General features: G+C 67.7%; 21 protein-coding genes, 2 pseudogenes and 1 riboswitch. Of the genes and pseudogenes, 12 read left to right on the top strand and 11 right to left on the bottom strand.

Features of this window, described 5'->3' with window-relative positions; genetic code table 11:
* The first annotated feature begins 7 nt into the window (after positions 1-7).
* The 7 genes and pseudogenes from fdhF to HW532_RS16185 all read left to right on the top strand — a co-directional run bounded on the left by fdhF (position 8) and on the right by HW532_RS16185 (position 8,621).
* Positions 8-2,853, top strand: a pseudogene (gene fdhF / locus HW532_RS16215) (formate dehydrogenase subunit alpha).
* A 5-nt stretch (positions 2,854-2,858) separates the two neighbouring features.
* Positions 2,859-3,680 (top strand): formate dehydrogenase accessory sulfurtransferase FdhD, encoded by an 822-nt coding sequence (fdhD, locus tag HW532_RS16210; protein ID WP_425491886.1) that lies wholly within the window; start codon positions 2,859-2,861, stop codon positions 3,678-3,680.
* Entirely contained in the window at positions 3,670-3,975 is a 306-nt protein-coding gene (locus HW532_RS16205; protein WP_213161457.1) for a formate dehydrogenase subunit delta, read from the top strand. Before fdhD ends, HW532_RS16205 begins: the two co-directional genes overlap by 11 nt.
* A pseudogene (locus HW532_RS22550) lies at positions 3,935-4,511 on the top strand (MFS transporter); the annotation flags it as partial. The gene HW532_RS16205 and the pseudogene HW532_RS22550, both read left to right, overlap by 41 nt.
* A 33-nt stretch (positions 4,512-4,544) precedes the next feature.
* Entirely contained in the window at positions 4,545-5,654 is a 1,110-nt protein-coding gene (locus tag HW532_RS22545; protein ID WP_213161455.1) for an MFS transporter, read from the top strand.
* A 234-nt stretch (positions 5,655-5,888) separates the two neighbouring features.
* Positions 5,889-6,100: riboswitch (cobalamin riboswitch) on the top strand.
* Between the two features lie 137 nt (positions 6,101-6,237).
* Positions 6,238-7,485 (top strand): aromatic ring-hydroxylating oxygenase subunit alpha, encoded by a 1,248-nt coding sequence (locus HW532_RS16190; RefSeq protein WP_213161454.1) that lies wholly within the window; start codon positions 6,238-6,240, stop codon positions 7,483-7,485.
* A gap of 17 nt (positions 7,486-7,502) precedes the next feature.
* Positions 7,503-8,621 (top strand): FAD-binding oxidoreductase, encoded by a 1,119-nt coding sequence (locus HW532_RS16185; RefSeq protein WP_213161453.1) that lies wholly within the window; start codon positions 7,503-7,505, stop codon positions 8,619-8,621.
* Between the two features lie 54 nt (positions 8,622-8,675).
* Here the strand turns inward: HW532_RS16185 and HW532_RS16180 are convergent, their stop codons facing one another.
* Complete coding sequence (locus HW532_RS16180) at positions 8,676-9,527, bottom strand: D-amino-acid transaminase (protein ID WP_213161452.1); 852 nt, start codon at positions 9,525-9,527, stop codon at positions 8,676-8,678.
* A gap of 160 nt (positions 9,528-9,687) precedes the next feature.
* Here HW532_RS16180 and HW532_RS16175 point away from each other — a divergent pair, with 160 nt between their 5' ends.
* Positions 9,688-10,473: a LamB/YcsF family protein gene (locus tag HW532_RS16175; protein ID WP_213161451.1), complete on the top strand. Its 786-nt coding sequence runs from the start codon at positions 9,688-9,690 to the stop codon at positions 10,471-10,473.
* 12 nt (positions 10,474-10,485) lie between these two features.
* A complete protein-coding gene (locus HW532_RS16170) occupies positions 10,486-11,430 on the top strand; it encodes a 2-hydroxyacid dehydrogenase (protein WP_213161450.1) in 945 nt (314 codons plus the stop codon).
* A gap of 393 nt (positions 11,431-11,823) precedes the next feature.
* Here HW532_RS16170 and HW532_RS16165 read toward each other — a convergent pair whose 3' ends face one another.
* The 7 genes from HW532_RS16165 to HW532_RS16135 form a co-directional block, all read right to left on the bottom strand.
* Entirely contained in the window at positions 11,824-13,077 is a 1,254-nt protein-coding gene (locus HW532_RS16165) for a hydantoinase/carbamoylase family amidase (RefSeq protein ID WP_213161449.1), read from the bottom strand.
* 112 nt (positions 13,078-13,189) lie between these two features.
* On the bottom strand, positions 13,190-13,864 hold the full coding sequence (locus tag HW532_RS16160; protein WP_213161448.1) for a GntR family transcriptional regulator: 675 nt from the start codon (positions 13,862-13,864) through the stop codon (positions 13,190-13,192).
* 50 nt (positions 13,865-13,914) lie between these two features.
* Entirely contained in the window at positions 13,915-14,670 is a 756-nt protein-coding gene (locus HW532_RS16155; protein WP_425491960.1) for a transporter substrate-binding domain-containing protein, read from the bottom strand.
* 101 nt (positions 14,671-14,771) lie between these two features.
* Positions 14,772-15,713: an agmatinase gene (gene speB, locus HW532_RS16150; RefSeq protein ID WP_213161446.1), complete on the bottom strand. Its 942-nt coding sequence runs from the start codon at positions 15,711-15,713 to the stop codon at positions 14,772-14,774.
* Positions 15,714-15,756: 43 nt separating this feature from the next.
* Entirely contained in the window at positions 15,757-16,413 is a 657-nt protein-coding gene (locus HW532_RS16145) for an amino acid ABC transporter permease (protein WP_213161445.1), read from the bottom strand.
* Positions 16,413-17,222: an amino acid ABC transporter ATP-binding protein gene (locus HW532_RS16140; protein ID WP_281397134.1), complete on the bottom strand. Its 810-nt coding sequence runs from the start codon at positions 17,220-17,222 to the stop codon at positions 16,413-16,415. The genes HW532_RS16145 and HW532_RS16140 overlap by 1 nt, the downstream gene beginning before the upstream one ends.
* Positions 17,219-17,851: a DUF1989 domain-containing protein gene (locus HW532_RS16135; RefSeq protein ID WP_213161444.1), complete on the bottom strand. Its 633-nt coding sequence runs from the start codon at positions 17,849-17,851 to the stop codon at positions 17,219-17,221. The genes HW532_RS16140 and HW532_RS16135 overlap by 4 nt, the downstream gene beginning before the upstream one ends.
* 382 nt (positions 17,852-18,233) lie before the next feature.
* On the opposite strand from HW532_RS16135, the gene pxpB reads away from it, so the two are divergent.
* Together pxpB and HW532_RS16125 are read left to right on the top strand one after the other, a co-directional pair.
* Positions 18,234-18,968 carry a 5-oxoprolinase subunit PxpB gene (pxpB, locus tag HW532_RS16130; RefSeq protein ID WP_246479204.1) on the top strand — a complete coding sequence of 245 codons (735 nt, stop codon included), beginning with the start codon at positions 18,234-18,236 and terminating at the stop codon, positions 18,966-18,968.
* Entirely contained in the window at positions 18,969-19,907 is a 939-nt protein-coding gene (locus HW532_RS16125) for a 5-oxoprolinase subunit C family protein (protein WP_213161442.1), read from the top strand.
* 61 nt (positions 19,908-19,968) lie between these two features.
* Here HW532_RS16125 and HW532_RS16120 read toward each other — a convergent pair whose 3' ends face one another.
* Positions 19,969-20,850: an MBL fold metallo-hydrolase gene (locus HW532_RS16120; protein WP_213161441.1), complete on the bottom strand. Its 882-nt coding sequence runs from the start codon at positions 20,848-20,850 to the stop codon at positions 19,969-19,971.
* A gap of 109 nt (positions 20,851-20,959) precedes the next feature.
* The gene (locus tag HW532_RS16115) at positions 20,960-21,604 is read right to left on the bottom strand and encodes a peroxiredoxin (RefSeq protein ID WP_213161440.1); all 645 of its coding nucleotides are present in this window, start codon (positions 21,602-21,604) and stop codon (positions 20,960-20,962) included.
* Positions 21,605-21,713: 109 nt separating this feature from the next.
* Between HW532_RS16115 and HW532_RS16110 the strand changes: the two genes are divergently transcribed.
* A complete protein-coding gene (locus HW532_RS16110) occupies positions 21,714-22,640 on the top strand; it encodes a hydrogen peroxide-inducible genes activator (RefSeq protein WP_213161439.1) in 927 nt (308 codons plus the stop codon).
* Between the two features lie 15 nt (positions 22,641-22,655).
* On the opposite strand, the gene HW532_RS16105 is transcribed toward HW532_RS16110, so the two are convergent.
* Positions 22,656-24,938: a molybdopterin guanine dinucleotide-containing S/N-oxide reductase gene (locus HW532_RS16105; RefSeq protein ID WP_213161438.1), complete on the bottom strand. Its 2,283-nt coding sequence runs from the start codon at positions 24,936-24,938 to the stop codon at positions 22,656-22,658.
* Positions 24,939-24,958: the final 20 nt, after the last annotated feature.

Raw genomic sequence — 24,958 nt, 5'->3', positions numbered from 1 at the left:
CCGCCCCATGACACTCGTGACCGAAACCGACTACGGCACCCCGGCATCGCCCTCTGCGAAGACGGTCACCGTCACCATCGACGGCGTCGCGGTCACGGTGCCGGAGGGCACCTCGGTGATGCGCGCGGCCATGGAGGCCGGCACGGAGATCCCCAAGCTGTGCGCGACCGACATGCTGGAGCCCTTCGGCTCGTGCCGCATGTGCCTTGTCGAGATCGAGGGCCGGCGCGGCACGCCCGCCTCATGCACGACGCCGGTCGCCGAGGGCATGGCGGTGACCACCCAGTCGCAGCGTCTGAAGAAACTCCGCCGTGGGGTGATGGAGCTCTATATCTCCGATCACCCGCTGGACTGCCTGACCTGCGCGGCCAATGGCGACTGCGAACTGCAGGACATGGCCGGCGCGGTGGGCCTGCGCGACGTGCGCTACGGCTATGAGGGCGAGAACCATCTCGGCGACGAGAAGGACCAGTCGAACCCCTATTTCACCTACGACCCGTCCAAGTGCATCGTCTGCTCGCGTTGCGTGCGTGCCTGCGAGGAGGTCCAGGGCACATTCGCGCTGACGATCGACGGGCGCGGCTTCGGCTCGCGGGTCGCCGCCGGCATGGACGAGCCGTTCCTGTCGTCGGAATGCGTCTCCTGCGGCGCCTGCGTCCAGGCCTGCCCGACGGCGACACTGTCGGAGAAGTCGCTGATCGAGATCGGCCAGCCGGAGCATTCCGTCGTCACCACCTGCGCCTATTGCGGCGTGGGGTGCACCTTCAAGGCGGAGATGCGCGGCGAGGAGGTCGTGCGCATGGTCCCCTACAAGGACGGCAAGGCCAATCGCGGCCATTCCTGTGTGAAGGGCCGTTTCGCCTGGGGCTACACCACCCACAAGGAGCGCATCACGACGCCCATGGTACGCGACAGTATCGAGGAGCCGTGGCGCGAGGTCTCCTGGGAAGAGGCGATCCGCTATGTCACCACGGAATTCCGTCGCATACAGCACACTTACGGGCGCGGCGCCGTCGGGGCATCACCTCCTCGCGCTGCACCAACGAGGAGACCTTCCTCGTCCAGAAGCTCGTGCGCGGCGGGTTCGGCAACAACAATGTCGATACCTGCGCGCGGGTTTGCCACTCGCCCACGGGCTACGGGCTCAAGACCACCTTCGGCACCTCCGCCGGCACCCAGGACTTCGATTCCGTGGAGCAGGCGGATGTGGTCGTGGTCATCGGCGCGAATCCGACGGACGGCCACCCCGTCTTCGGCTCCAGGCTCAAGAAACGCCTGCGCGAGGGGGCGAAGCTGATCGTCGTCGATCCGCGCCGGATCGATCTGGTGCGCACGCCCCATGTGGAGGCCGCCTGCCACCTGCCGCTCAGGCCCGGCACCAATGTCGCGGTCCTCAACGCGCTCGCCCATGTGATCGTGACCGAGGGCCTCGTCGACGAGGCGTTCGTGCGCGAGCGCTGCGACCGGGAGGCTTTCGAGCACTGGGCCGCCTTCGTGAGCGAGGAGCGCAACAGCCCGGAGGCCGTCCAGCCCATGACCGGCGTGCCGGCGGAGACCGTCCGCGAGGCGGCCCGGCTCTATGCCAACGGCGGCAATGCGGCGATCTATTACGGCCTCGGCGTCACCGAGCACAGCCAGGGCTCGACCACCGTCATGGCCATCGCCAACCTCGCCATGGCGACCGGCAATCTCGGCCGGCCGGGCGTGGGCGTGAACCCCTTGCGCGGCCAGAACAACGTGCAGGGCTCCTGCGACATGGGCTCGTTCCCGCACGAATTCTCCGGCTACCGCCATGTCGGCGACGACGCGACGCGCACCATGTTCGAGACGCTGTGGGGCGCCGAGCTGGACAGCGAGCCGGGCCTGCGCATCAACAACATGCTCGACGCGGCGGTCGAGGGCAGCTTCAGGGGCATCTACATCCAGGGCGAGGACATCCTGCAGTCCGATCCCAACACGCACCATGTCGCCGCCGGTCTTCGGGCCATGGAATGCGTCGTCGTCCAGGACCTGTTCCTGAACGAGACCGCCAATTACGCCCATGTCTTCCTGCCGGGCTCCACCTTCCTGGAGAAGGACGGCACCTTCACCAATGCGGAACGGCGCATCCAGCGGGTGCGCAAGGTGATGCGCTCGCGCTCGGGCTATGCCGACTGGGAGATCACCATGGCGCTCGCCAACGCCATGGGCTTTGCCATGGACTATGCCCATCCCGGCGAGATCATGGACGAGATCGCCCGGCTGACGCCGACCTTCGCGGGCGTTTCCTACGAGACGCTCGACGCGCTGGGTTCGGTGCAGTGGCCCTGCAACGAGGCCGCCCCGGAGGGCACTCCGGTGATGCATGTCGACCGCTTCGTACGCGGCGAGGGCAGGTTCATGATCACCGAATATGTCGCGACCGACGAGAAGACCGGTCCGCGCTTCCCGCTGCTCCTGACCACGGGCCGCATTCTCAGCCAGTACAATGTCGGCGCCCAGACGCGGCGCACCGCGAATGTGGTCTGGCATGAGGAGGACAGGCTGGAGATTCACCCCCACGATGCCGAGCAGCGCGGCGTGCGCGACGGCGACTGGGTGAGGCTCCAGAGCCGGTCCGGCGAGACGACGCTGCGCGCGCTCATCACCGAACGCGTCGCGCCAGGCGTCGTCTACACGACCTTCCACCACCCCGCGACGCAGGCCAATGTGGTGACGACGGACTATTCGGACTGGGCGACCAACTGCCCCGAATACAAGGTCACAGCCGTCCAGGTCTCTCCCTCCAACGGCCCGACGCCGTGGCAGGAGGAGTACGACGCCTTCTCGCGCCGCAGCCGGCAGATCGCATCCGCCATGGATGCGGCGGAGTAGCGGCGGTGACCGTGGGGCCCGTCCATCATGCCGAGCGGCTTTCCATTCGCGGCGGCATCGCCGGGCGCGGACGCCGTGCCGTGCCGGAGGAGACGGCCGTCGCCCTGAGCTTCAATGGCGGAACCCATGCGGTGATGATGGCCACGCCCGCCGACTTCGCCGACTTTGCCGTGGGCTTCGGCCTGAGCGAAGGCATCATCGAGAAGCCCGGCGACATCGAGAGCCTCGACGTCGTGGAGACGCCGGACGGCATCGACCTGCAGATCTGGCTCACCGCGGACCGGGCCGCCCCGCTCATCGAGCGCCGGCGGCGCATGGCCGGGCCGACGGGCTGCGGGCTGTGCGGGCTGGAGATGCTGGAGGACGTCATGCGGCCCGCCCGCCGGGTCGCCTCGCAATGCCGCTTCGCGCCGCGCGACATCGCCACCGCGCTCGCGGCCCTGCCCATGGCACAGGCTCTCCACCGGGAGACCCGTGCGGTGCACGGCGCCGGCCTGTGGTCGCGCGAGACGGGGCTCGTCGAGCTGCGCGAGGATGTCGGCCGCCATAACGCCCTCGACAAGCTCGCCGGCGCCCTTGCCCGGCAAGGCACGGAAGCCGGCGACGGCTTGTTGCTGCTCACCAGCCGCGTGTCGGTGGAGATGGTGCAGAAGGCGGCCGTCATCGGCGCGCCTGTCATCGTCGCCGTCTCCGCGCCGACCGCGCTCGCGCTCAGGACCGCCGAGGCTGCCGGCATCACGCTGTGCGCCATCGCCCGCGACGACGGGTTCGAGATCTTCACCCATCCCCACCGGATCGCTGCGGAGGTTACGGCCGATGTCTCATGAAAAGATCGTGCGCATGGCCAACCAGATCGCGGATTTCTTCGCCTCCTATCCGCCCGAAGAGGCGGAAGCGGGCATCGCCGGCCACATCAACAGCTTCTGGGAACCGCGCATGCGCCGGCAGCTCTTCGACCACCTCGCGGACGGTGGCGAGGGCCTGCGCGACGTCGTCGTGAGAGCGGCGGAGCAGATCCGCAAGCCGCCGCCTTCGGACGGAGCAGGATACCAGCATCAGAAGCAAACGGAGGAAACCCCTGATGTTCGACGCGCTGAAGAAGGAGCATATCGTAGCCCCTGAGGGCTTCAATCGATGGAAGGTGCCACCGGCCTCCATCGCGATCCATCTGTGTATCGGATCGGTCTATGCCTGGAGTATCTTCAACCCGCCGCTGACCCGCGAGCTCGGCGTCGTCGCCAGCGCTCCCGGCGACTGGTCCCTGAGCTCCGTCGTCTGGATCTTTTCCGTCGCCATCGTGTTCCTGGGCCTTGCCGCGGCGTTTGCCGGCAAGTGGCTGGAAGAGGTCGGCCCGCGCATGGTCGGCGCGGTCGCCGCACTCCTGTGGGGCGGCGGCTTCATCATCTCCGCCGTCGGCATCGCCACCCATCAGCTCTGGCTCATCTATCTGGGCTATGGCGTGCTCGGCGGCTGCGGGCTGGGGCTCGGCTATGTCTCGCCGGTCAGCACGCTGATCCGGTGGTTCCCGGACCGGCGCGGCATGGCGACCGGCATGGCCATCATGGGCTTCGGCGGCGGCGCGATGATCGCCGCGCCGCTCAAGGAATGGCTGCTCGGCCTGTTCTACCGCGCCCCGGAATATCTCGGCACGGTAGACCAGGTCCAGCTCGTCACGGAGGGCGGCCGGCGCCATGAAGGAGGTCGTCGTGGTGGGCGCCAACGAGGTCGCCCAGATGCCGGTTCCGGGGCCTGAGGGCGTCTATGTGGTCGGCACCGGCTCGACCGGCGCGATGGAGACCTTCCTCACGCTCGGCATCGTCTACTTCGCGGTCATGATGGTCGCCGCCTTCTCCTATCGCGTGCCGCGCGAGGGCTGGCTGCCGGCAGGCTGGACGCCGCCGGCGGAGGATGCCGCAGCCAAACGCATGATCACGCAGAACAACGTCCATATCGACCAGGCGCTCAAGACGCCGCAATTCTACCTGCTCTGGATGGTGCTGTGCATGAACGTGACCGCCGGCATCGGCGTGATCGGCGTCGCCAAGACCATGATGATCGAGATCTTCGGCACCACGCTGCCGACGATCGTCAACGGCGCCTTCGCGGCGACCTATGTGCTGATGATCTCGGTGTTCAACATGTGCGGCCGGTTCTTCTGGGCGAGCATGTCCGACTATATCGGCCGGAAGAACACCTATTACGCGTTCTTCGTGCTCGGCTTCGTGCTCTACATGTCCATCCCCTTCACCGCCCAGGCCGTGAACGCCGACCCGGCGGTGATGTGGCTCGTGCTCTTCTATGCCGCCACCATGATCATCTTCACCATGTATGGCGGCGGGTTCGCGACCATTCCGGCCTATCTCGCCGATATCTTCGGGACGAAATATGTCGGCGGCATCCATGGCCGGCTTTTGACCGCCTGGAGCACGGCGGGCGTGCTCGGCCCCCTGGCGATCACCTCGCTCAGGGAGAGTTCGCGCGCCCAGGCCCTGCACGATCTCGCCGCCAAGGTCGACCCGGCGCGGTTCCAGGAGACCTTCGGGGCGACGATCCAGAACCTCGACCAGCTCATCGCCGCCAACACGGTCACCATCTCCAAGCTGATGGCGATCGCCCCGGAGGGCACGATCGACCCGACACCGAGCCTCTACAACACGACCATGTTCACCATGGCCGGCCTGCTGCTGGTGGGGCTGGTGTGCAACATCCTGGTGCGTCCCGTGGCCGACCGCCACTTCATGGAGACGCACGAGGCCAAGCAGCCGCTGCGCGAGGCGCCCGCCTCGCAGCCGGGCGAGTAAGGCCCGCGACCGGGGGTCGAAAACCGCGGGGGCAGGCCGATCTGCCGCGCCTTCCCCCGCGGACGAAACGAAAGCGGAAACATCGGTTTACGGCCGGTCCCCGACATGGGGATCGGCCATTTTTCTTGTGTTCGTCGAGCCGCCCGGCGACCGCTCGGCACATGGAAAATCGCCCGTGTCGCCCATCGAATGCGGCGTGTCGCTTTCGCACTCGCTGGCGCACGCGAGCGATGGTCTGATGGCCATGCTCGAGGTGCCGCCACGGAGGGAGGTGGCGGAGAATTGGGAAGCCGGTCGAAACCCGGCGCTGCCCCCGCAACGGTAGTGGAGCGTCAATCGCGGCGAAAAGCCACTGGACCCGAACCCGGTGTCCGGGAAGGTGCCGCGCCAGTCCCCCAAGGGACACGCTCCTGAGCCCGGAAACCAGCCTTGGGCGGTGTGCAACCGACTGATCGCGGTGGGCGGTCAGGAGGGGATCGCTTCGGTCGGATCCGTCGGGACAAGTCTCCGGGCCCGGCAGGCGAAGTCCGTGTCCTCCTCCATCACCACCAGCTCAGTCCCTGGGACAGAACGAGGACTGGACATGGACGTGCGCGCAGACATGCTTCGCCGGCTCCGCAACCGGCAACCGGGCTTCAGCCTCGACCGGCCCTTCTATACCGATCCGGATTACTTCCGGCTCGATCTGGATCTCATCTGGTATCGCGACTGGCTGTTCGTCGGCCACGATTGCGAGTTGCCTCGCACCGGCAGCTATTTCACCGTCCAGATCGGCGACCATCCGGTCGTCGTGGTGCGCGACACCGCCGGCGAGATCCGCGCCTTCCACAATTCCTGCCGGCACCGCGGCTCGCGTGTGTGCACCGCCGCGAAGGGAACCTCCGCCAAGCTCGTCTGCCCCTATCACCAATGGACCTACGACCTCGACGGCCGCCTGGTCTTCGCGCGCCAGATGGGCCCGGATTTCGATATGGGCCGCTATGGGCTCAAGCCCGTCGCCTGCGAGGCGGTGTGCGGCTACATCTTCGTCTGCCTCGCCGACGAGCCCGCCGATTTCGCGCCCGTGCGCGCGGCCATGGCGCCCTATTTCGCCCCGCACAGGCTTGCCGAGGCCAAGGTCGCCTTCGAGAGCACCATCGTGGAGAAGGCCAACTGGAAGCTCGTCTGGGAGAACAACCGGGAGTGCTATCACTGCGCGGGCAACCACCCGGAGCTCTGCAAGACCTTCCCCGAAGCGCCGACCAATTCGGGCGTGGAGATGTCGGGCGAGGATCCCGAGATGGCCGCCCACTGGGCCCATTGCGAGGCGGCCGGGCTGGCGAGCGCCTTCCGCATCGATAGAGGCGGCCAGTACCGCATGATCCGCGTGCCACTTCTCAGAGACGCGGTCAGCTACACGATGAGCGGCCGGCCGGCTGTCCGCCGCCGGCTGAGCGACGCGGTGGAGGCCGACCGCATCGGCTCGCTGCTCCTCTATCACTACCCCACCACCTGGAACCATGTGCTCGGCGATCACGCCGTGACCTTCCGCGTGCTCCCGGTCAGCGCCACGGAGACGGCGGTCACGACCAAATGGCTCGTCCACAAGGATGCCGTCGAGGGCGTCGATTACGACCTGGCCGAGCTCACCCATGTCTGGACGGAGACGAACGACCAGGACCGCCGGATCGTGGAGGAGAACGCCGCCGGCATCGCCTCGCCGGCCTATGAGCCCGGCCCCTATTCGCCGGTTCACGAGGGTGGCGTCATGCAGTTCGTGGACTGGTATTGCCGCTTCGTCGAGCCACGGCTGGCGGAGACCGAGGCGCCGGCGCTGCTCGGCGTCGCCTGAGGTGGGGGAGAGGCACGATGACCGCAGCGCAAGAGGACTCCCTCTACAAGCATCTCGACGAGATGACGCCCTGGGACGACACGCTCCAGGTGCTCGAATGCGTCGGCGTGGTGGAGGAGGCGCCGGAGGTGCGGACCTTCACCTTCCGCTCCGACAACCAGACCTGGTTCCGCTACCGGCCGGGCCAGTTCATCACGCTCGAGCTACCCGTGGACGAGGAGCCCGTCCACCGGACCTATACGCTCTCCTCCAGCCCGTCGCGGCCCTTCACGATCTCCGTGACGGCGAAGGCGCAGGCGGCGAGCCTCGGCACGCGCTGGATGTTCGACAACCTCCGGCCTGGCGGCCACATCAAGGCCTACGGGCCGGCAGGGTCGTTCTCGCTGCACGAGTATCCCGCGGCAAAGTATCTGTTTCTGTCGGCGGGCTCGGGCGTCACGCCGATGATGTCCATGCTGCGCTGGCTCAATGACTGTGCGCCGTGGACCGATGTCGCCTTCGTCAATTGCGCGCGCACGCCGGAGGACATCATATTCCGCAAGGAGCTCGACCTTCTGGGCAACCGGATGCCGGGCCTGTCGCTCGACTTTCTGGTCGAGAACCGGTCGAGCCGGGACGGCGGCTTCGGCCAGCGCGGCCGGATCGATGCGGTCAGGCTGCCGCTCCTGGTGCCGGACTTCCACGAGCGCGAGGTCTTCTGCTGCGGACCGGAGCCGTTCATGCGCGCCGTGCGCGAGATGCTGAAGGCGGCGGGCTTCGACATGCCCGCCTATCATCAGGAAAGCTTCGGCACGCCGCCAGAGGAAAGCCTCGCGGAGGCCATCGAGACCAGCGCGGCGGCGGCTGAGCTTGCCGGGGATGCGAGCCCCGACGGCGAGGCCGTGGCGATCCGCTTCACCCTGTCCGACACGGAGACGGAGAGCGTGCCCGGCCAGACGGTGCTGCAGGCCGCCCGCGCCGCCGGCGTGCGCATTCCGGCAGCCTGCGAGCTCGGACTTTGCGGGACCTGCAAGGTGAAGTGCTCCGGCGATGTGGAGATGAGCCACAATGGCGGCATTCTCGACCACGAGATCGCCGACGGCCTCATCCTTGCCTGCTGCTCGCGCCCCCTCACCGCCCTGGAGGTCGAGGCCTGAGGCCGGACGGACCGGGCATGGGGGCGGGCACCGCTCCCGAAGGTCCTGTCCTGTCTATATGGCGCCGGCCAGCCGGTCGGCCATGTAGATCTCGCGCAGCCGCCTGGCGACGGGGCCGGGCTTGCCCGTGCCGACCGGGGTGCCGTCTATGGCGACGACGGGCACGACGAAGCTCGTGGCGGAGGTGATGAAGGCCTCCTCCGCCGAGCATGCCTCCTCCACCGTGAAGGGCCGTTCCTCGACGCCGATGCCGTCCATCCGGGCGAGATCGAGCACCGAGGCGCGCGTCACGCCGTGGAGGATCTCCGTGCCGAGCGGCCTCGTGACGATGCGGCCGCCAAGCACGATATGGGCGGTGGCCGAACTCGCCTCGGTCACCAGGCCGTCCTCGACGAGCCAGGCGTCGTCGGCGCCCTTCGCGGCGGCCTCGCTGGCGGCCAGCGAGGGATAAAGGAGCTGCACCGTCTTGATATCGCGGCGCGCCCATCTAAGATCCGGCAGCGTGACGACCGAGATGCCGGCCGCCGCCTGCGGGTTCTCCAGCACCGCCTTCTTCTGGGTGAACAGGAGCACGGTGGGCTCGGTGTCCTTCGGGATGACGAAGGTCCGGTCGGCCGCACCGCGGCTGATCTGGAGATAGATCAACCCCTCCTCGACACCGTTGCGGGAGACGATGTCCCTGTGAAGCGCCAGCAAGGATGCCTCATCGAACGGACAGGCCATGCCGAGCTCGCACAGCGAGCGGCGCAGGCGGGCGGCATGCGCCTCGTAGTCGACGAGCCTGCCGCCGACGACCGCCACCACCTCGTAGATCGCATCGGCGAACAGGAAGCCGCGATCGAACGCCGACACATGCGCCTCGCCCTCGGGCAGCCACTGCCCGTTCAGATACACGGTCCTTGTCATCTCTCATGCTCCGTTCATGGCTTGGCGATGCGGTCCGGGAGGCGGGATCGCGATGGAAACAGCGATACACATCCGGTATACCGCCGGGATATCAGCGTGCTATCCTATTGCCGGCAGCGGCGCAACACCCAAACCACACCGAACATGCAGCACGGATAAAATGACCAAGACCATCGATCTGAACTGCGACATGGGCGAGAGCTTCGGCGCCTACACCATCGGCGACGATGCGGCGATGCTGGAACTCATCACATCCGCCAACATCGCCTGCGGCTTCCACGGCGGCGATCCGGAGGTGATCCACCGCACCGTGCTCCAGGCGCGTGAGAACGGCGTGTCGGTCGGGGCCCATCCCTCCTTCATGGACCTCTACGGTTTCGGACGTCGGCGCATTGCGGGCGAGACGCCGGAAGCGCTGAAGGCCCAGCTCATCTACCAGATCGGCGCGGTCAAGGCGCTCACGGAGGCGGCCGGTGCGCGCCTCACTCATGTGAAGACCCATGGCGCGCTCGGCAACATGGCCGCGGAGGACGCGGAGCTCGCGCGGATCTGCGTCGACGCGGTCATCGCGGTCGACCCGACGCTCACCTTCGTCACCCTGCCCTATTCGCAGACCATGCATGCCGCCGAGGAGGCCGGCCTCCATGTCGCCAGCGAGATCTATGCCGACCGCACCTATACCGACGAGGGCCGGCTCACGCCGCGCAAGGAGGCTGGCGCGGTGATCCACGATCCCGACCAGAGCCTCGCCCAGGTGCTTCACATGATCCTCGACGGCCATATCCCCACCACCGGCGGCAGGAAGCTTCCGGTCAAGGCGGACACGCTGTGCATCCATGGCGACAATCCCGCCGCGGTCGCGGTCGCGCGCAAGCTGCGCGAGGAACTGGAGCGCGCCGGCATCGGGATCGCGCCCTTCCGCACTTCGGCGCCGGCGACGGCCTGAGGCGGCGTGGAGATGGCTTGCCCGATTGCCCTTGTCACCCGGCTGTCCCCGGAAGAGGAGGACGCCTGGGCCGACGCGCTCAACGCCGCCCTGCTCGACGAGACGGTGACGAGCGTCCGGTCCATGACGCCGGAGGAGCGCGAGCGGTGTGAGATCGCCATCGTCGCCAATCCGGACCCGGCCGACATCGCGCTGTTGCCGAACTGCCGCTGGATCCAGAGCGTCTGGGCGGGCGTGGAACGGCTCGTCGCCGAGCTCGCCGACCGGCCGGTGCCCATCGTCCGCCTTGTCGACCCGGCGCTCGCCGACAAGATGGCGGAAGCCGTTCTCGCCTGGACGCTCTACCTCTTCCGCGACATGCCCGCCTATGCGCGCCAGCAGCGCGCCCATCTCTGGAAACAGCGGCCCTATCGCCGCGCGGAGGAGATGACGGTGGCGCTCCTGGGGCTCGGTGCGCTCGGGCAGGCCGCGGCACTGCGGCTCGGCGAGGCCGGCTTCCGGGTCGCGGGCTGGAGCCGCCGGCCGAAATCCATAGACGGCGTTGCCTGCCATGCGGGCGAGGACGGGCTCAAGACCGTTCTGGCGGCGGCCGATATCCTCGTCTGCCTGCTGCCGCTGACGGAAGGGACGCGAGGCCTTCTCGACGCCGCGCGGTTCGGGCAGATGCGCGAGGGCGCATCGCTCGTCAATTTCGCCCGGGGGCCCATCGTGGCGACCGGCGACCTGATCGCCGCACTCGATTCGGGCCATCTCGATCACGCCGTCCTCGACGTCTTCGACACCGAGCCCCTGCCAGCGGACTCCCCGCTCTGGGACCACCCGTCCGTGACCGTCCTGCCCCATATCTCCGCACCGACCGACAAGCGCTCCGCCGCCCGCATCGTCGCGGAGAACATCTCCGCCTACAGGGTGGATGGCACTATCCCGCCTATGGTCGACATCGCCCGGGGCTATTAGGGCCCGATGAATTCAGGCGTGTCCGCATCTCGGTAATAAACTCCGGCACCGTTCCGGCGCTTATTGCCTAACGACGTCGCCGCCGGCGCAGGCGTCCGTCGCCAACCCTTGCGTCTGGCGCCAACCCTTAAGTCTGACGCCCCTCTTCGTCATTCCCACCTCCCTTCGTCATTCCCGCGAAAGCGGGAATCCATAAGCAGCGTCAAAGATATGGATCCCCGCTTCCGCGGGGATGACGGATAGCAAATGCCGCTTGCCAGTTCCGTCGGCAAGAAGGCAAGGCAGCGGTCCGTCATGGATATCCGGGTCGAGCCCAGGCATGGCGGACGAGACGGGTTGGGGCGCAGAACAGCAAATAGGCCTGACGGCGGACGGTTGCTTTGATCTTTCGGCCTATGCGGGCCGGGCCTGTGCGTCGGCCCAGGCGGCGGCCACGCAGCGCACGGCGTCGGCGAGGTCGGCGGGGTCCATCCCCTCGTCGGGATTGTGGCTGCCATCCCAGTTCCGGATGAAGACCATGCCCGATGTCCAGCCCGCAGCGGCGAAGGCAGCCGCGTCGTGCCCGCCGCCGGACACCATGCGCCGCGGCGAGAAGCCAAGGGGCCCCGCGGCCTCCTCCAGCCGGTCGGCGAGCGTCTTCGACAGGGCTGACGGCGTGCTTCTGGACGATGGGCCAAGGCGGAACGTCACGCCGCGCGCCTCCTCGATGCGCGAGACGATCCGGCCGAGGCGGCGGTCCATCTCGTCGAGCACGGCGGGGTCGATGCTGCGCATGTCGAGGCAGAACCCGACGCGGCCGGGCACCTTGGCGAAGGCGTGCTCGTCGGTGGCCGCGTCCACCCGCCCGACGGTGACGGCGAGGTCGTGACCGGCCTCCAGCATCTCCGCCCAGTCGCGGTCGAGCGCCGAAATCATGTCGGCGAGCGCGAAGACGGCATCGGAGCGCAGATGGCGTGGTGCGCCACCAGAATGAGCCCACACGCCCTCGATGGCCGCGAAGCGGTAGCGCAGGCCCCCGCGCACCCCCTCGATCAGCGCGAAGGGCTCATGCGCGGTGTCGAGCAGCGGACCCTGCTCGATATGGAGCTCCAGGAATGTCGCCGCCGGCAGGCCGGGGCCGGCCAGCACACGGTCGGGGTCGCCGCCCTCCTCGCGCATGTGGTCGGCGAGCGTGCGGCCCGTATCGGCGCGGCGCGCCTCCATCTCCTCCGCCGTCAGGCGCGACAGCGCCGCACGCGAGCCGATATAGGAGACCGGGAACCAGACGCTCTCCTCCGCGCGCGTGACGGTTGCCACGATATCGCAAGGCGGCGTTTCCCCGCGCTCCACGAAATGGGCGACGAGCGCCATCGCGGCGGCGACGCCCGCCACGCCATCATAGGCGCCGCCCATGGGCACGGTGTCGAGATGGGATCCGATATAGAGCGGCGGCGCGGACCGGTCGCGCCCCGGCAGGCGCGCGAACAGGTTGCTGCCGGCATCGCGCGTGACGCCAAGGCCGAGCGCGCCGGCCTCCTCCTCGATCACCCCGTGGGCCTCGGTTTCAAGCGGGCTGTAGGAGGGGCGCGTGAAGCCCGGCCCGCCCGCGCCAATGGCGTTCACCCGCGTCAGAATCCGGTCGATCGTGTCGCGTATCACATCCGTCATCGGCTTCTCCAGAACGTGTTTGCGGGTGGTCTCGGGGCGTCGGACCCGGTGGAATCGCAGGTCCGGCCCATCCTATCCGATTGTCCGGGCACGGGCCCACTCCCCCTGGCACTCAGACCTCGCCGAGCTTCTGCAGGATGCTCGCCTTCACATTGGCGATATGGGATTGCATCCCTGAGCGCGCGGCCTGCTCGTCGCCGCGGCGCAGCGCGTCGAGCATCGCCAGATGCTCCTCGTGCCCGATGACAAAGCGCTCGGGAACACGGTCGACATTGAACATGTGGGTGCGCAGGCGCAGCGCCTCGATCATCTCAGCAAGCACGCGGTTGCCGCTCGCCCTGGCGATCAGCCCGTGGAAGGCGCTGTCGACCTCCCAGTCCTCCGCCCCGCTCGCATTGGGCCGCTCCAGGAGACTCCTGATATCGGCCTCCACGGCATCGATCGCCTCTGCCGGGATCCGCCCGATGGCGAGCGAGATCGCCTCGACCTCGAGCAGCATGCGCACATGGAGCGCCTCGATCAGCTCGCGCGGCGAGATCTTCTTCACCACGAGCGCCCGACCCGGCGAACGCTCCAGAAGCCCCTCGCTCTCCAGCCGGTTGAGCGCCTGGCGCAGCGGCGTGCGGGAGATCTTGAGAAACTCCGCCAGCGGGCGTTCCTGAAGCACCGTATCGGCGGGCAACTCGCGCTGGACGATCATGTCCAGCAGGCGCTCATAGGCCCGGTCGCTCAGGCTGGTCGCAGACTCGCCGACAAAGCTCGGTTGGGGCTTGCCTTCAACGCTCATCGATATCATCCCCCGGATGGGGGCCGGACGACCGGCGCCCGGCCACCTTGTCATTCGATCGTCTTGATCGGGTCCTTCGGCGCGGGGCTGAAGCCGACCAGCTCGGTCGTGAGCTCCGCATAGGTTCCGTCTGCGATCATTTCTGCCAGAGCCTCGTTCACCGCGGCAACGAGTTTCGGCTTGCCCTTCTTGAAGGCGAAGCCCTTCTGGACGTGGCTCACATAGTCGTCCGTCATCTTCAACGGCATCTTGGCGTCCGTGATCGCGTAGGCCGCGGCGATGGAATCGGTGATGACGGCATCGATATTGCCGTTCACGAGATCCTGCATCGCATCCGATTCCGCCTTGTAGGTCTTGACGCTTGCGCCCTTTTCCTCCGCGATCTTGCTCCAGTTGGAGGCGACCAGCGCGCCGACCGTCCTGCCCTTGATATCGGCCGCCGACTTGATGTCGGACTCGAGGGGAATAACCACCCGGCCACCGGATTCCAGCCAGCCATCGGCAAAGGTCACCTGCTCCTGACGCGCCTCGGTGATGTCCATCGCGGCGCTGATCACGTCGAACTGGTTCGCCTGGAGGCCCACCAGCAGGGAATCCCACTTGATGAGAACGGGCACATATTCGAGGTCGAGCCGTTTCGCGATCTCCGACATCACCCGGATCTCCAGCCCGTCCAGCGTGCCGTCCGGCGCGCGCATGCTGAATGGCGCATAGGTCCCCTCTGTCGCCACCTGCAGCTTGCCCGGCTCGAGCAGCTCGTACTCCTCCGCCTGGACCATCGTGGCGGACCCGATGCCGACGAGCATCGCCACGGACAACATTATCTGTCTAATCATCGTCAACTCCCTCCATCGTGCAGTCGTCAGTCAGGTTATCGTTGCAATTCAGCGTCTTGCCCCCGTCATCCTCAGCGGTCTGCGAGCAGCGCGAGGAATTCCGCCAGCACCGTGGCGCCGAGCAGCGCGGTGATCTGGCCCGGCCCGTCATATTGCGGATTGATCTCCACCACATCGCAGCCCACCAGATCGATGCCGTGAAGCCTACGGACGAGGTCCAGGGTCTCGCGCGCGCTGGCGCCGCCCGATTCCGGGGTCTGCACACCCGGCGCGGAGGCCGGATCGACAAAGTCCATATCAAAGGTGATGAAGGCCGGGCGCCCCGCCACACGCTCCGCGATACGGCTGGCGAGCACATCGAACCCCATCTCGAACAGCTCGTCCGTCGTCACCACGTCGAAGCCCAGATCGAGCGACTGGCTCACATCGGACGGCTGGAACAGCGAGCCGCGCATGCCGATCTGGATGGAATGGGCCGGATCGATGATGTTCTCCTCCACCCCCCGGCGGAAGGGCGTGCCGGCGCTGTAGCGCTCGCCGGCGAAATACTTGTCCCAGGTGTCGGTGTGGGAATCGAACTGGATGAGCGCCACCGGCCCGTGGCGCTTCGCCACCGCGCGCAGCTCGGCGAGCGTGACGGAGTGGTCGCCGCCGATCCCGAAGGGAACGATGCCGGCCTCCACCAGGGCGGAGACCGAGGCCTCGATGCGCTCCAGAGAGCGCACCTCGTAGCCCGGCACGACCGGCGTGTCGCCGACATCGGCCACACGGATGCGCTCGAAGACGTCGAGACCGCCGCGATAGGGATTGATCGGGCGCAGCATGATCGACATCTGGCGCACCGCGTTCGGGCCGAAGCGCGCGCCCGTGCGGAACGGCGCGCCCGAATCGGAGGGAATGCCGATGACCGCGGCGTCGAGACCGTCGAGCGTGTCGGCCTGCGGCAGGCGCATGAAGGTCGGGATGCCGCAGAATCTCGGGGTCTCCAGCGAGTCGGTGGGCAAAGCGGACATGATGCCTCCTCAGTCAGGCGGTTCGGAATGCGGCGGCCATCGATCAGCTCAGCCGCGCATAGTGCCGCTCCAGCCAGCCCGCGAGTTGGGAGAGGATGGTCGTCAGCACCAGATAGATGACGGCCACCGCGATATAGAACTCGAAGGGCCGGAAGGTCGCCGCGATCAGGGTCTGGGCGTAGAGCGTGAGCTCCAGAACGGTGATCGTCGAGAGCAGCGAGGTGTTCTTGAGCGTCGTGATCGCCTCGTTGGTGACCGGCGGCACGATGATGCGGAAGACCTGCGGGAGGATGATGCTGCGCATGATCTCGCGCCGGTCGAGCCCGAGGGCCAGCGCCGACTCCGTCTGGCCGCGCGGAATGGCGCTCAGGCCCGAGCGCACGATCTCCGCCACATAGGCACCGCTATTGATGCCGAGCGCGAGGATGCCCGCCGTGTAGGGCGAGAGCCTCACGCCGAGCTGCGGCAAGCCGAAATAGATGATGAAGATCTGGATCAGCGCCGGCGTACCGCGCATGAACCAGATGTAGAAGCGTGCCGTCGCCTGGAACGGGACCACCGAGGAGGCCCGTGCAAGCGCCGCGGCCAGCCCGCAGATCCAGCTCACCACGATGGTCAGGACCGTGAGCCACAAGACGGTCCACGACGCCTTCAGGAAGCCCGGGCCGTAAAGGCCGATCTCTGCAAGAATCGCGTCCATCACTCGTCCCCCTCCACAGCGGCCGTGGTCCTGTCGTGAAGGATGCGGTGCAGGAACTGCCGCAACCGGTCGCTCTTGGGATTGCGCAGCACCTGCGAGGGCGGGCCGCTTTCCGCCATCACGCCCTGATCGAAGAAGACGACGCGGTCGGACACGTCGCGGGCGAACGCGATCTCGTGGGTGACGAGGATCATCGTCATCCCGTCGGCGGCGAGCGAGGCCATGAGCTCCAGAACTTCCTCCACGAGCTCGGGATCGAGCGCGGAGGTCACCTCGTCGAACAGCATCAGCTTCGGCTTCATCGCCAGCGCGCGCACGATCGCCACGCGCTGCTGCTGGCCGCCTGACAGGCGCAAGGGGTAGGTATCGCGCTTCTCCGCAAGGCCGATCCGCTCCAGAAGCTGCTCGGCGCGCGCGATGGCCTCCCTGCGCTGAAGGCCGTGAACCTTGATGGGCGCGTGGATGACGTTTTCCAGAACCGTCATGTGCGGCCAGAGATTGTAGCTCTGGAAAACCATGCCGATCTCGGAGCGCAATGTCTGGAGCTGCGCCTCTGTGGGGCGCAGGCGCGACCCCTTGGCGAAGTCGAAGCTGTAGTCGCCGAATTCGAGCCGGCCCGCCTGCGGCATCTCCATCACGTTGATGGTGCGCAGGAAGGTACTCTTGCCCGAGCCGCTCGCCCCGATGACCGAGACGACCTCGCCCACCGCCACGTCGAGGGAGACCCCCTTGAGGACCTCCACCTCCCCGAAGCTCTTGCGGATGTCCCTGACGGAGAGCAGCGGCCCGCCGGCCGCCGGCGTGCTCATGCGACGCCTCCGGGCGCTGCGGGCGCGATATCGACATGGACGTCACGCACCTGCCGCTCCGCGCCGTTGATCGGGGTGACGTCCTGCGGGCAGGCCGACAGGACGAGCGTCAGGTCCATCTCCGCGCGCAGGCGCACATAGTCGCCCGGCATGCTGGCCGGCGGCACCCGGTCGACCGTCCCGTCCATCTGCACGGGAACGTTCATGAACACGTTGAGGGACGCCGGCGTGAACGGGCAGGTATGCCCGACACGCTCCAGCGCCTCGTGGAAATTGCCGGTGCAGCTGCGATGCGCGCCCTTGCAGCCGAGCTCGCGATAGATCGCCGCGTTGCAGGGGCACAGGAGCGTATCGTGGCAGAGCCCCGCCCTGTCCTCGACCATGGTGAGCATCGCCCGGCGCTCGCTGCTGTAGACCGTCATGCCGGTCTTGAAGAAGATGTTGCTGTTCTTCGACCGGGTGTGATCCATGGAGGAGTGTTCGGCCGGATCCTCGCCGCCCAGGGCCCACAGATCCACGACCTGGGAGCCGTATGTGTTGGTCAGCCGCACGATCTCGCCATGCCGGACCGAAATCGCCACGCCCCTGCCCGCCGGAACTACCGTCGACCGCACGTCGCCTTCTGCCATTCTTCCCCTCGGCTGCCCGGAGCATAGCCCGGGAGGCCGCTCCGAAATGGTTCGAATTTTTCGTCTTTCTTTTGGAGGCTAGCCGGTATACCGAAGGAATTCAAAGCGAATTCGACAGGAACCGGCGAGATAACGACAGAACGTCCAAAAAACGTGCATATCGGGCAGGCATTCTCGGTGATTGATCTGATTTTGTGCAGACCCGGCCGGTCTTCCCGGCGCTGTGACGCGGCGCTCTGGAAGAGGTGGCCGTTCCGTGCTAACCGCGTCTGGCGCCGGCGCCGGGCCGGGCCGCATGCCGGAACGGTCCCGTCGTTTCGGCACCTCCCGTCCACGATCCGCGCTCGCCGCGCGGCAGAACCGCCAGCGAAAGGGTTGCTCCGTGCCTGACATTCAGCCAGAGGCGTTTCCGCGTTTTGCGGCCTGTGGCGACCGGGCCCTCGCCGTGGAGCTCTCCGACCGGGTGGACGAGACCGTGAACGAGACGGTGCTCGCTCTTGCCCGCGCGCTCGAGGACGGCCCGCCGGACGGGCTCGACGAAATCGTCCCGACCTATCGCTCCCTGCTCGTGTTCTACGATCCCGTCCGCACCGGTCATGGCGAGCTGGCTGAGGCGATCCGAGCCCGGCTGGACAGCCTGCCGCAGATCGAGCGGGCCGGCGGGGAGCTATCCATACCCGTCCATTACGGCGGCGAGGCCTGCCTCGATCTGGAGGAGATGGCGGCGTCGAAGGGCATGGACCGCGAGGAGGTCATCGCCCTGCACCTGTCAGGCGACTATCGCGTCTACATGATCGGCTTCGCGCCGGGCTTTGCCTATCTCGGCGGCCTGCCGGACGCGCTCCACACCCCGCGCAAGCCCGCGCCACGCCAGCGCGTGCCCGAGGGCGCGGTCGGCATTGGCGGCGCGCAGGCCTGCGTGAACTCGGTCGCAAGCCCGAGCGCATGGCATTTCATCGGGCAGACGCCGCTCAAGCTCTTCGACCCCCATCGCGAGAGGCCATTCCTGCTTTCGGCCGGCGACAGGGTCCGCTTCCGGCGGGTCGGGGCGGACGAGTTCGCGGATATCGAGGAGAGAATCGCCAATGGCGACACCGGACTGGAGCGGGACGGATAGATGCCTGGAACCGTAGAGATCCTGCAGGCCGGGCCGATGATGACGGTCCAGGATGCTGGCCGCCGGGGCTATCTGAGATACGGCGTCTCCGCGTCCGGACCGATGGACCGCGACAGCTTCGCCGTCGCCAATGCGCTGGTCGGCAACGACGCCGATTGCGCCGTGCTCGAATTCGCGCTGACCGGCGGCACGCTCCGGCTGTCGCAGGACCGCACCGTCGCGATCACGGGCGGCATGGTGGACATCGCCGCGCAAGGCGCGCGCCTTGCGCCCTGGGCCGCCCATCGCGTGCGCGCGGGCAGCGAGATCCATATCGGGGCCTTGCGCGGTGCGGTATGGGGCTATGTGGCGATTTCGGGCGGCATCGAGACCGAGCCCGTGATGGGCAGCCGGGCAACGCATCTGCGCAGCGCCATTGGCGGGCATGAGGGCCGCCGCCTCGAGCCCGGCGACATCCTGCCCGTCGGCGAGGACACCGGCGCGCCGCTGCGCCGGCTGGTCTCGCCGCTCAGGCCGCAAGGCGGCCGGATCGCGGTGATCCCCGGCCCGCAGGACGACTATTTCGACGAGGCGGCCTGGTCTCTCTTCCTGTCGAAGCCCTTTACCGTCGCCTCCATGCGCGACCGCATGGCCATGATGCTCGACGGCGTGCCGGTCCGTGCCCATCGCGGCCACGACATTGTCTCCGACGGCACGCTGATGGGCTCTATCCAGGTCCCCTCGTCGGGCCGGCTCATCGTGCTCATGGCCGACCGCCAGTCGACCGGCGGCTATCCCAAGATCGCCACCGTCGCCTCCGCCGACCTGCCCCGCCTCGCCCAGGCGCCCTCGGGATCGCCCGTCCGCTTCCACCGGATCACCGCCGCCCGGGGCGAGGAACTCGAACGCGAGGCCCGCGCCCGGCTCGAACGGGTCCTGGCCGAACTCGCCGAGACCTGACGGCGGGGACGCGGGAGACGAGGCGCCCCGGCTGCGTCTCCATCGCGGCCTGTATGGCGTTTCAGGCCTGACGTTCCTCGAAATAGTCCAGAGGGATTTTCAGGTAGGAGCGGCCGTTGGCTTCCGGGTCGGGCTTGCGACCGCCGCGAATGTTGATCTGCAGGGCGGCGAGCATCAGGCGCGGCAGGGGCAGCGTTGCGTCGCGGGCATCGCGCACGGCGCGGTACTCTTCTTCCGACGGCGCGCCCTTCAGGTGGATGTTCTCCGCCTTGTGCTCCGCGACCGTCGCCTCGCAGGCCGGCGCCCGCCCGCCCGGCGCATAGTCGTGGCCGACGAACAGGCGCGTCTCGTCGGGCAGTGCGAGGATCGCCTCGATGCTCTCATAGAGCACACCGGAATTGCCGCCGGGGAAATCGGCCCGGCTGGTCCCGCTGTCGGGCATCATCAGCGTGTCGTGCACGAAGGCCGCGTCGCCAGCCACATAGGTGACGGAGGCAAGCGTGTGGCCCGGCGAGAACATCACCCGGACCGGAATCCCGCCCACCGTGAACGTGTCGCCGTCGGCGAACAGCCTGTCCCACTGACGGCCATCCGTCGGGATGTCGCCGGGCAGGTTGTAGATATCGGTCCACAGTGCCTGGACCTCCACCACATGCTCGCCGATGGCTGTCGGGGCGCCTGTGTGCTCCTTCAGCCAGGCTGCGGCGGAGAAATGGTCCGCATGGGGGTGGGTATCGAGGATCCACACAATGTCGATGCCCGCCTCGTGCACATAGTCGAGAATCGTCTGCGCATTGCGGGTCGCGGTGCTGCCCGACAGCGGATCGTAGTCGAGCACGGGATCCACGATCGCGCCCTTCATCGTATCGGGATCGTGGAAGACATATTGCCAGCTTCCGGTCGGTTCGTCCCAGAACGGCTTGACGACAGGGATCTGCGACATGGCTGTTCTCTCCTCAGGCTCTCTCCAACGAATCAGTCGCGTGTGCGGCACCCGGGCGGCGTGGCCCGGGTGCAGGATGGCGCGTGATGCGGCGGTGGGCAAAACCCGCTCAGAGCGGGCGGGTGGAAAAGTACCAGTCCACCGTGTTGTAACCTTCGTCCTTGCGGGCCTCGGCCGCCTCGGCGGTGGCCGGCGGCGAGACGATCACCTCATCGCCCGGAACCCAGTTCTCGGGCATGGCGCACTGGTTCTCATCCGACGTCTGGAGCGCGACCAACAGCCGATGGATCTCGGCCACGGAACGGCCGGCATTCATGGGGTAGTAGACCATGGCGCGCAGCACGCCGTCCGGGTCGATGAGGAAGGTTGCGCGGACCGCCGCGGTGTCGGAGGCGCCGGGCTGGATCATGCCATAGGCCTGGGCGACCTTCATGTTCAGATCGGCAATGACGGGAAAGCCGACCTCGATCCCGAATTTCTCCTTGATGTTCAGTATCCAGGCGATGTGCGAGAAGTTGCTGTCAATCGATAGCCCCAGGAGTTCCGCGCCGCGCTCAGCGAAGTCGGCCTGGCGCCTGGCAAATGCCATGAATTCCGTGGTGCAGACCGGGGTGAAGTCAGCCGGATGCGAGAACAGGACGAGCCACTTGCCCCGGTAGTCCTCGAGCGTCCGGCGGCCATGGGTGGTCACCGCGTCGAAGGCCGGCGCCGGTTCGTTGAGGCGGGGCATTGCGGGCTGGGCGGTCTCGGTCATGGAGCGTCTCCTTTCGGGAAGAATGTTGCGACACTTCCGAGATAGGGCTTGAATACTTATATGTGAAATCAATATATTGACTGACTATGATAGATATTGTGAATATCAGATGATCAATCTGCGCCAGCTCCGCTTTCTTGTCGCCCTCGCCGACGAGCTGAACTTCTCGCGCGCGGCGGAGGTCTGCCACGTCACCCAGCCGACGCTCAGCTCCGGTCTCAAGGAGCTGGAGGACATGCTGGGCGTGCAGCTTGCCGAGCGCACGCGCCGCTCCGTGGTCATGACGCCGGCGGGCGAGGAGATTGCGGCACGCGCCCGCAGTCTGCTGATCGGCGCGCGCGAGATCGAGGCGCTTGCCGCCCGTCACCGCGACCCGCACGCGGGCGACCTGCGGCTCGGCTCCATCCCGACCGTCGGGCCGTTCCTGTTGCCGCGCGTCCTGCCCCGCATCCGCAAGGCCTTTCCGGATCTCCGCCTCTATCTGCGCGAGGAACTGACCGAGCAGTTGCTGGACGGCCTCAATACCGGCCGGCTGGACGCCGCCATCGTGGCCCGGCCCTTCGATCTCGGCACGCTGGAAACCGAGGCGCTGTTCGACGACGGATATCATCTGGCCGCCCCGCCCGGCTTTCCGGGGCCGGCCTCGAGGCCGGCGACGGGGCGCGATCTCGAGGGCCACAAGCTCATGCTCCTGGAAAAGGGCCATTGCCTGCAGCGCCATGCGCTGTCGGCCTATCCCGATGCCGGGATCGAGCAGGACGAGAGCTTCTGCGCGACGAGCCTTCAGACCCTCATCGCGATGGTCTCGGAGGGGCTCGGCATCACCCTGCTGCCCGATCTGGCCATCGATGCGGGGGTGACGCGCGGCAGCGACCTCGTCCTCGCGCCGCTGTCCGGCGCCTGCCCGCGCCATGTGGTTCTCGCCTGGCGCGCGACATCGGCCCGCGCCGATCTCCTGCGCGAGATCGCCGGCCTGCTGCGCGACGCCCGCAAGGCCCTGGCCGACGAGAGACGAGCCGAGGCGCCCGCGGCCTGAACCGTGGTCGCGCCGTCAGCGCTCGAAACGCGGGAGGTCGAAGGCAGTGACGGGCGGCGCGTCCGTTATCGGCCCGCTAAGCTGGACGATGCAGGTCTGCGCCGCACAGCCCTGGGCGAAGCGCGACGTGCCGACATCGAGCGTCAGCACATTGGGGTTGCCGTGCTTGTCGCGCCCCGTCTCGTCGGGATCGTACCAGGCCCCCGTCGACAGGCGCACCACCCCCGGCATGACGGCATCGCTCAGCCGGGCGGCGGCAAGCAGGCGCCCGCGCGCATTGGACAGCTCCACCACATCGCCCTCGCCTATGCCGCGCCTGGCGGCATCGCGCGGATTGATCGCAACCTGCTCGCGGCCGCCGACCTTGCCGGCCCGGCTGTGCTCGCTCGCATCGAGCTGGCTGTGCAGGCGCCGCACCGGCTGGTCGGACAGCATGTGAAGCCCATCCTCCCCGATACCCTCCATGCCGAGCCATTCATGAGGCTCCAGCCAGACCGCGTGGCCGGGGCAATCCTCAAGGTCGAAGCCGGCGATGGTGTCCGAGAAGATCTCGATCCGTCCCGACGGCGTCTTGAGCGGCGCCGCGTCCGGGTCGGCCCGGAAGGCCTCCAGCATCACCACCGGCTCGTTCGCCTCGTCGAAGGCGATCAGGCCCTGCTCCCAGAAGGTGTCGAAATCCGGCAGGCGGTTTCCGGCCCTGCCGGCCTTCTCCCGGCTCTCCTCGTACATGCGCCGGAGCCAACCCTCCTCGTCGAGACCTTCGGCGAAGGCCTCGCGCACGCCGAGCCGGTCGGCCAGACCGCAGAAGGCGTCGAAGTCGCTGCGCGCCTCGCCGGCCGGCTCCATCGCCTTGCGCATGGCGACGATGTGGCCCTCGCGTGTGGCGAAGCCGATATCGTTGCGCTCCAGAACCGTGGTCGAGGGCAGCACGATGTCGGCGCGCCGGGCGGTCGCCGTCCAGTACTGCTCATGCACGACGACCGTTTCCGGCTTGCGCCAGGCGCGCTCCAGCCGGTTGAGATCCTGATGGTGGTGGTAGGGGTTGCCGCCCACCCAGTAGACCATGCGGATGTCGGGATAGGTGTGGCGCTCGCCCTCATAATCGAACGGTGCGCCGGGGTTCAGGAGCATGTCGGCAATGCGCGCGACCGGAATGAAGGCGGAAACCGGGTTCTTCCCCTGTGCGAGGACGGGGCCGGACGCCAGCGGAAACCGGCTGCCGAGCGCATTGACCGCGCCGTAGCCGAAGCCGAAACCGCCGCCGGGCAGGCCGATCTGGCCGAGCATCGCCGCAAGCGTCAGCAGCATCCAGCAGGGCTGTTCGCCATGGCTGGCGCGCTGCAGCGACCAGGCCATGTTGAGCATGGTGCGCGACGACGCCATCTCCCGGGCAAGCGAGCGGATGCGGCCGGCGGGCATGCCGGAGATCGCCTCCGCCCATTCCGGCGTGCGCGGCGTACCGCCATCGGCGCCGGTGAGGTATCGGGCGAATGTCTCGAAACCCACGCAATAGCGCTTCAGAAAATCCTGCGCGTGGAGCCCCTCCTCGAGAAGCACATGGGCGAGCGCCAGCATGACCGCGGTGTCGGTGTTCGGCCGGACCGGAAGCCATTCCGCCTCCGGCGCGTCGAGATTGTCGCCGACCGGCCCGATATTGACGATGCGGGTGCCGGACGCCCGCAACGCCTCCATGCCGCCGCGCGTGAGGTGCCGGCGCACCCCGCCCGGCGAAACCTGCGCGTTCTTGCGCGGCACGCCGCCGAAAGTGACGAAGAGCTCGGTATGGCGCGCCATGACGTCCCACGAGGTGTGGTCGGCCATCAGCTCCTTCATCGGCGCAACGAGATGCGCCATGAGCACATGCGCCGCCCCGAGGCTGTAGGAATTGAGATGCCGGACATAGCCGCCGACGGCGTTCATGAAGCGGTGCACCTGGCTCTGGCCGTGATGGAACCGCCCGGCGCTCGCCCAGCCATAGGAGCCGGCGAAGATCGCCTCGTTGCCGAAATCGGTACGCACGCGGTCGATATCCTGCGCGACGAGATCGAGCGCCCTGTCCCAGCTCACCTCCACGAAGGGGTCGTGCCCGCGCCGCTCCGGCGCCGCGCCCGGCCCGCCCTCAAGCCAGCTCTTGCGCACGGCCGGCCGGCGCACCCGGAGCCGCTGCAAGCCGGGCTGGGCGAGATCCATGCCGATGCCGGAGGGGTCGGGGTCATCCGCCAGCGGCCTCGTGGCGACGCCGCCATCGGCAGTGTCCCGGACCTCGTAGAGGCCCCAGTGGCTGGAGGTATATCGCATGGCTGCCGGTCCGTTTCGAA

It is taken from the genome of Kaustia mangrovi, from assembly GCF_015482775.1.
GTDB classification, from domain to species: domain Bacteria; phylum Pseudomonadota; class Alphaproteobacteria; order Rhizobiales; family Im1; genus Kaustia; species Kaustia mangrovi.
This window is presented reverse-complemented; position numbering and strand designations above follow the sequence as displayed.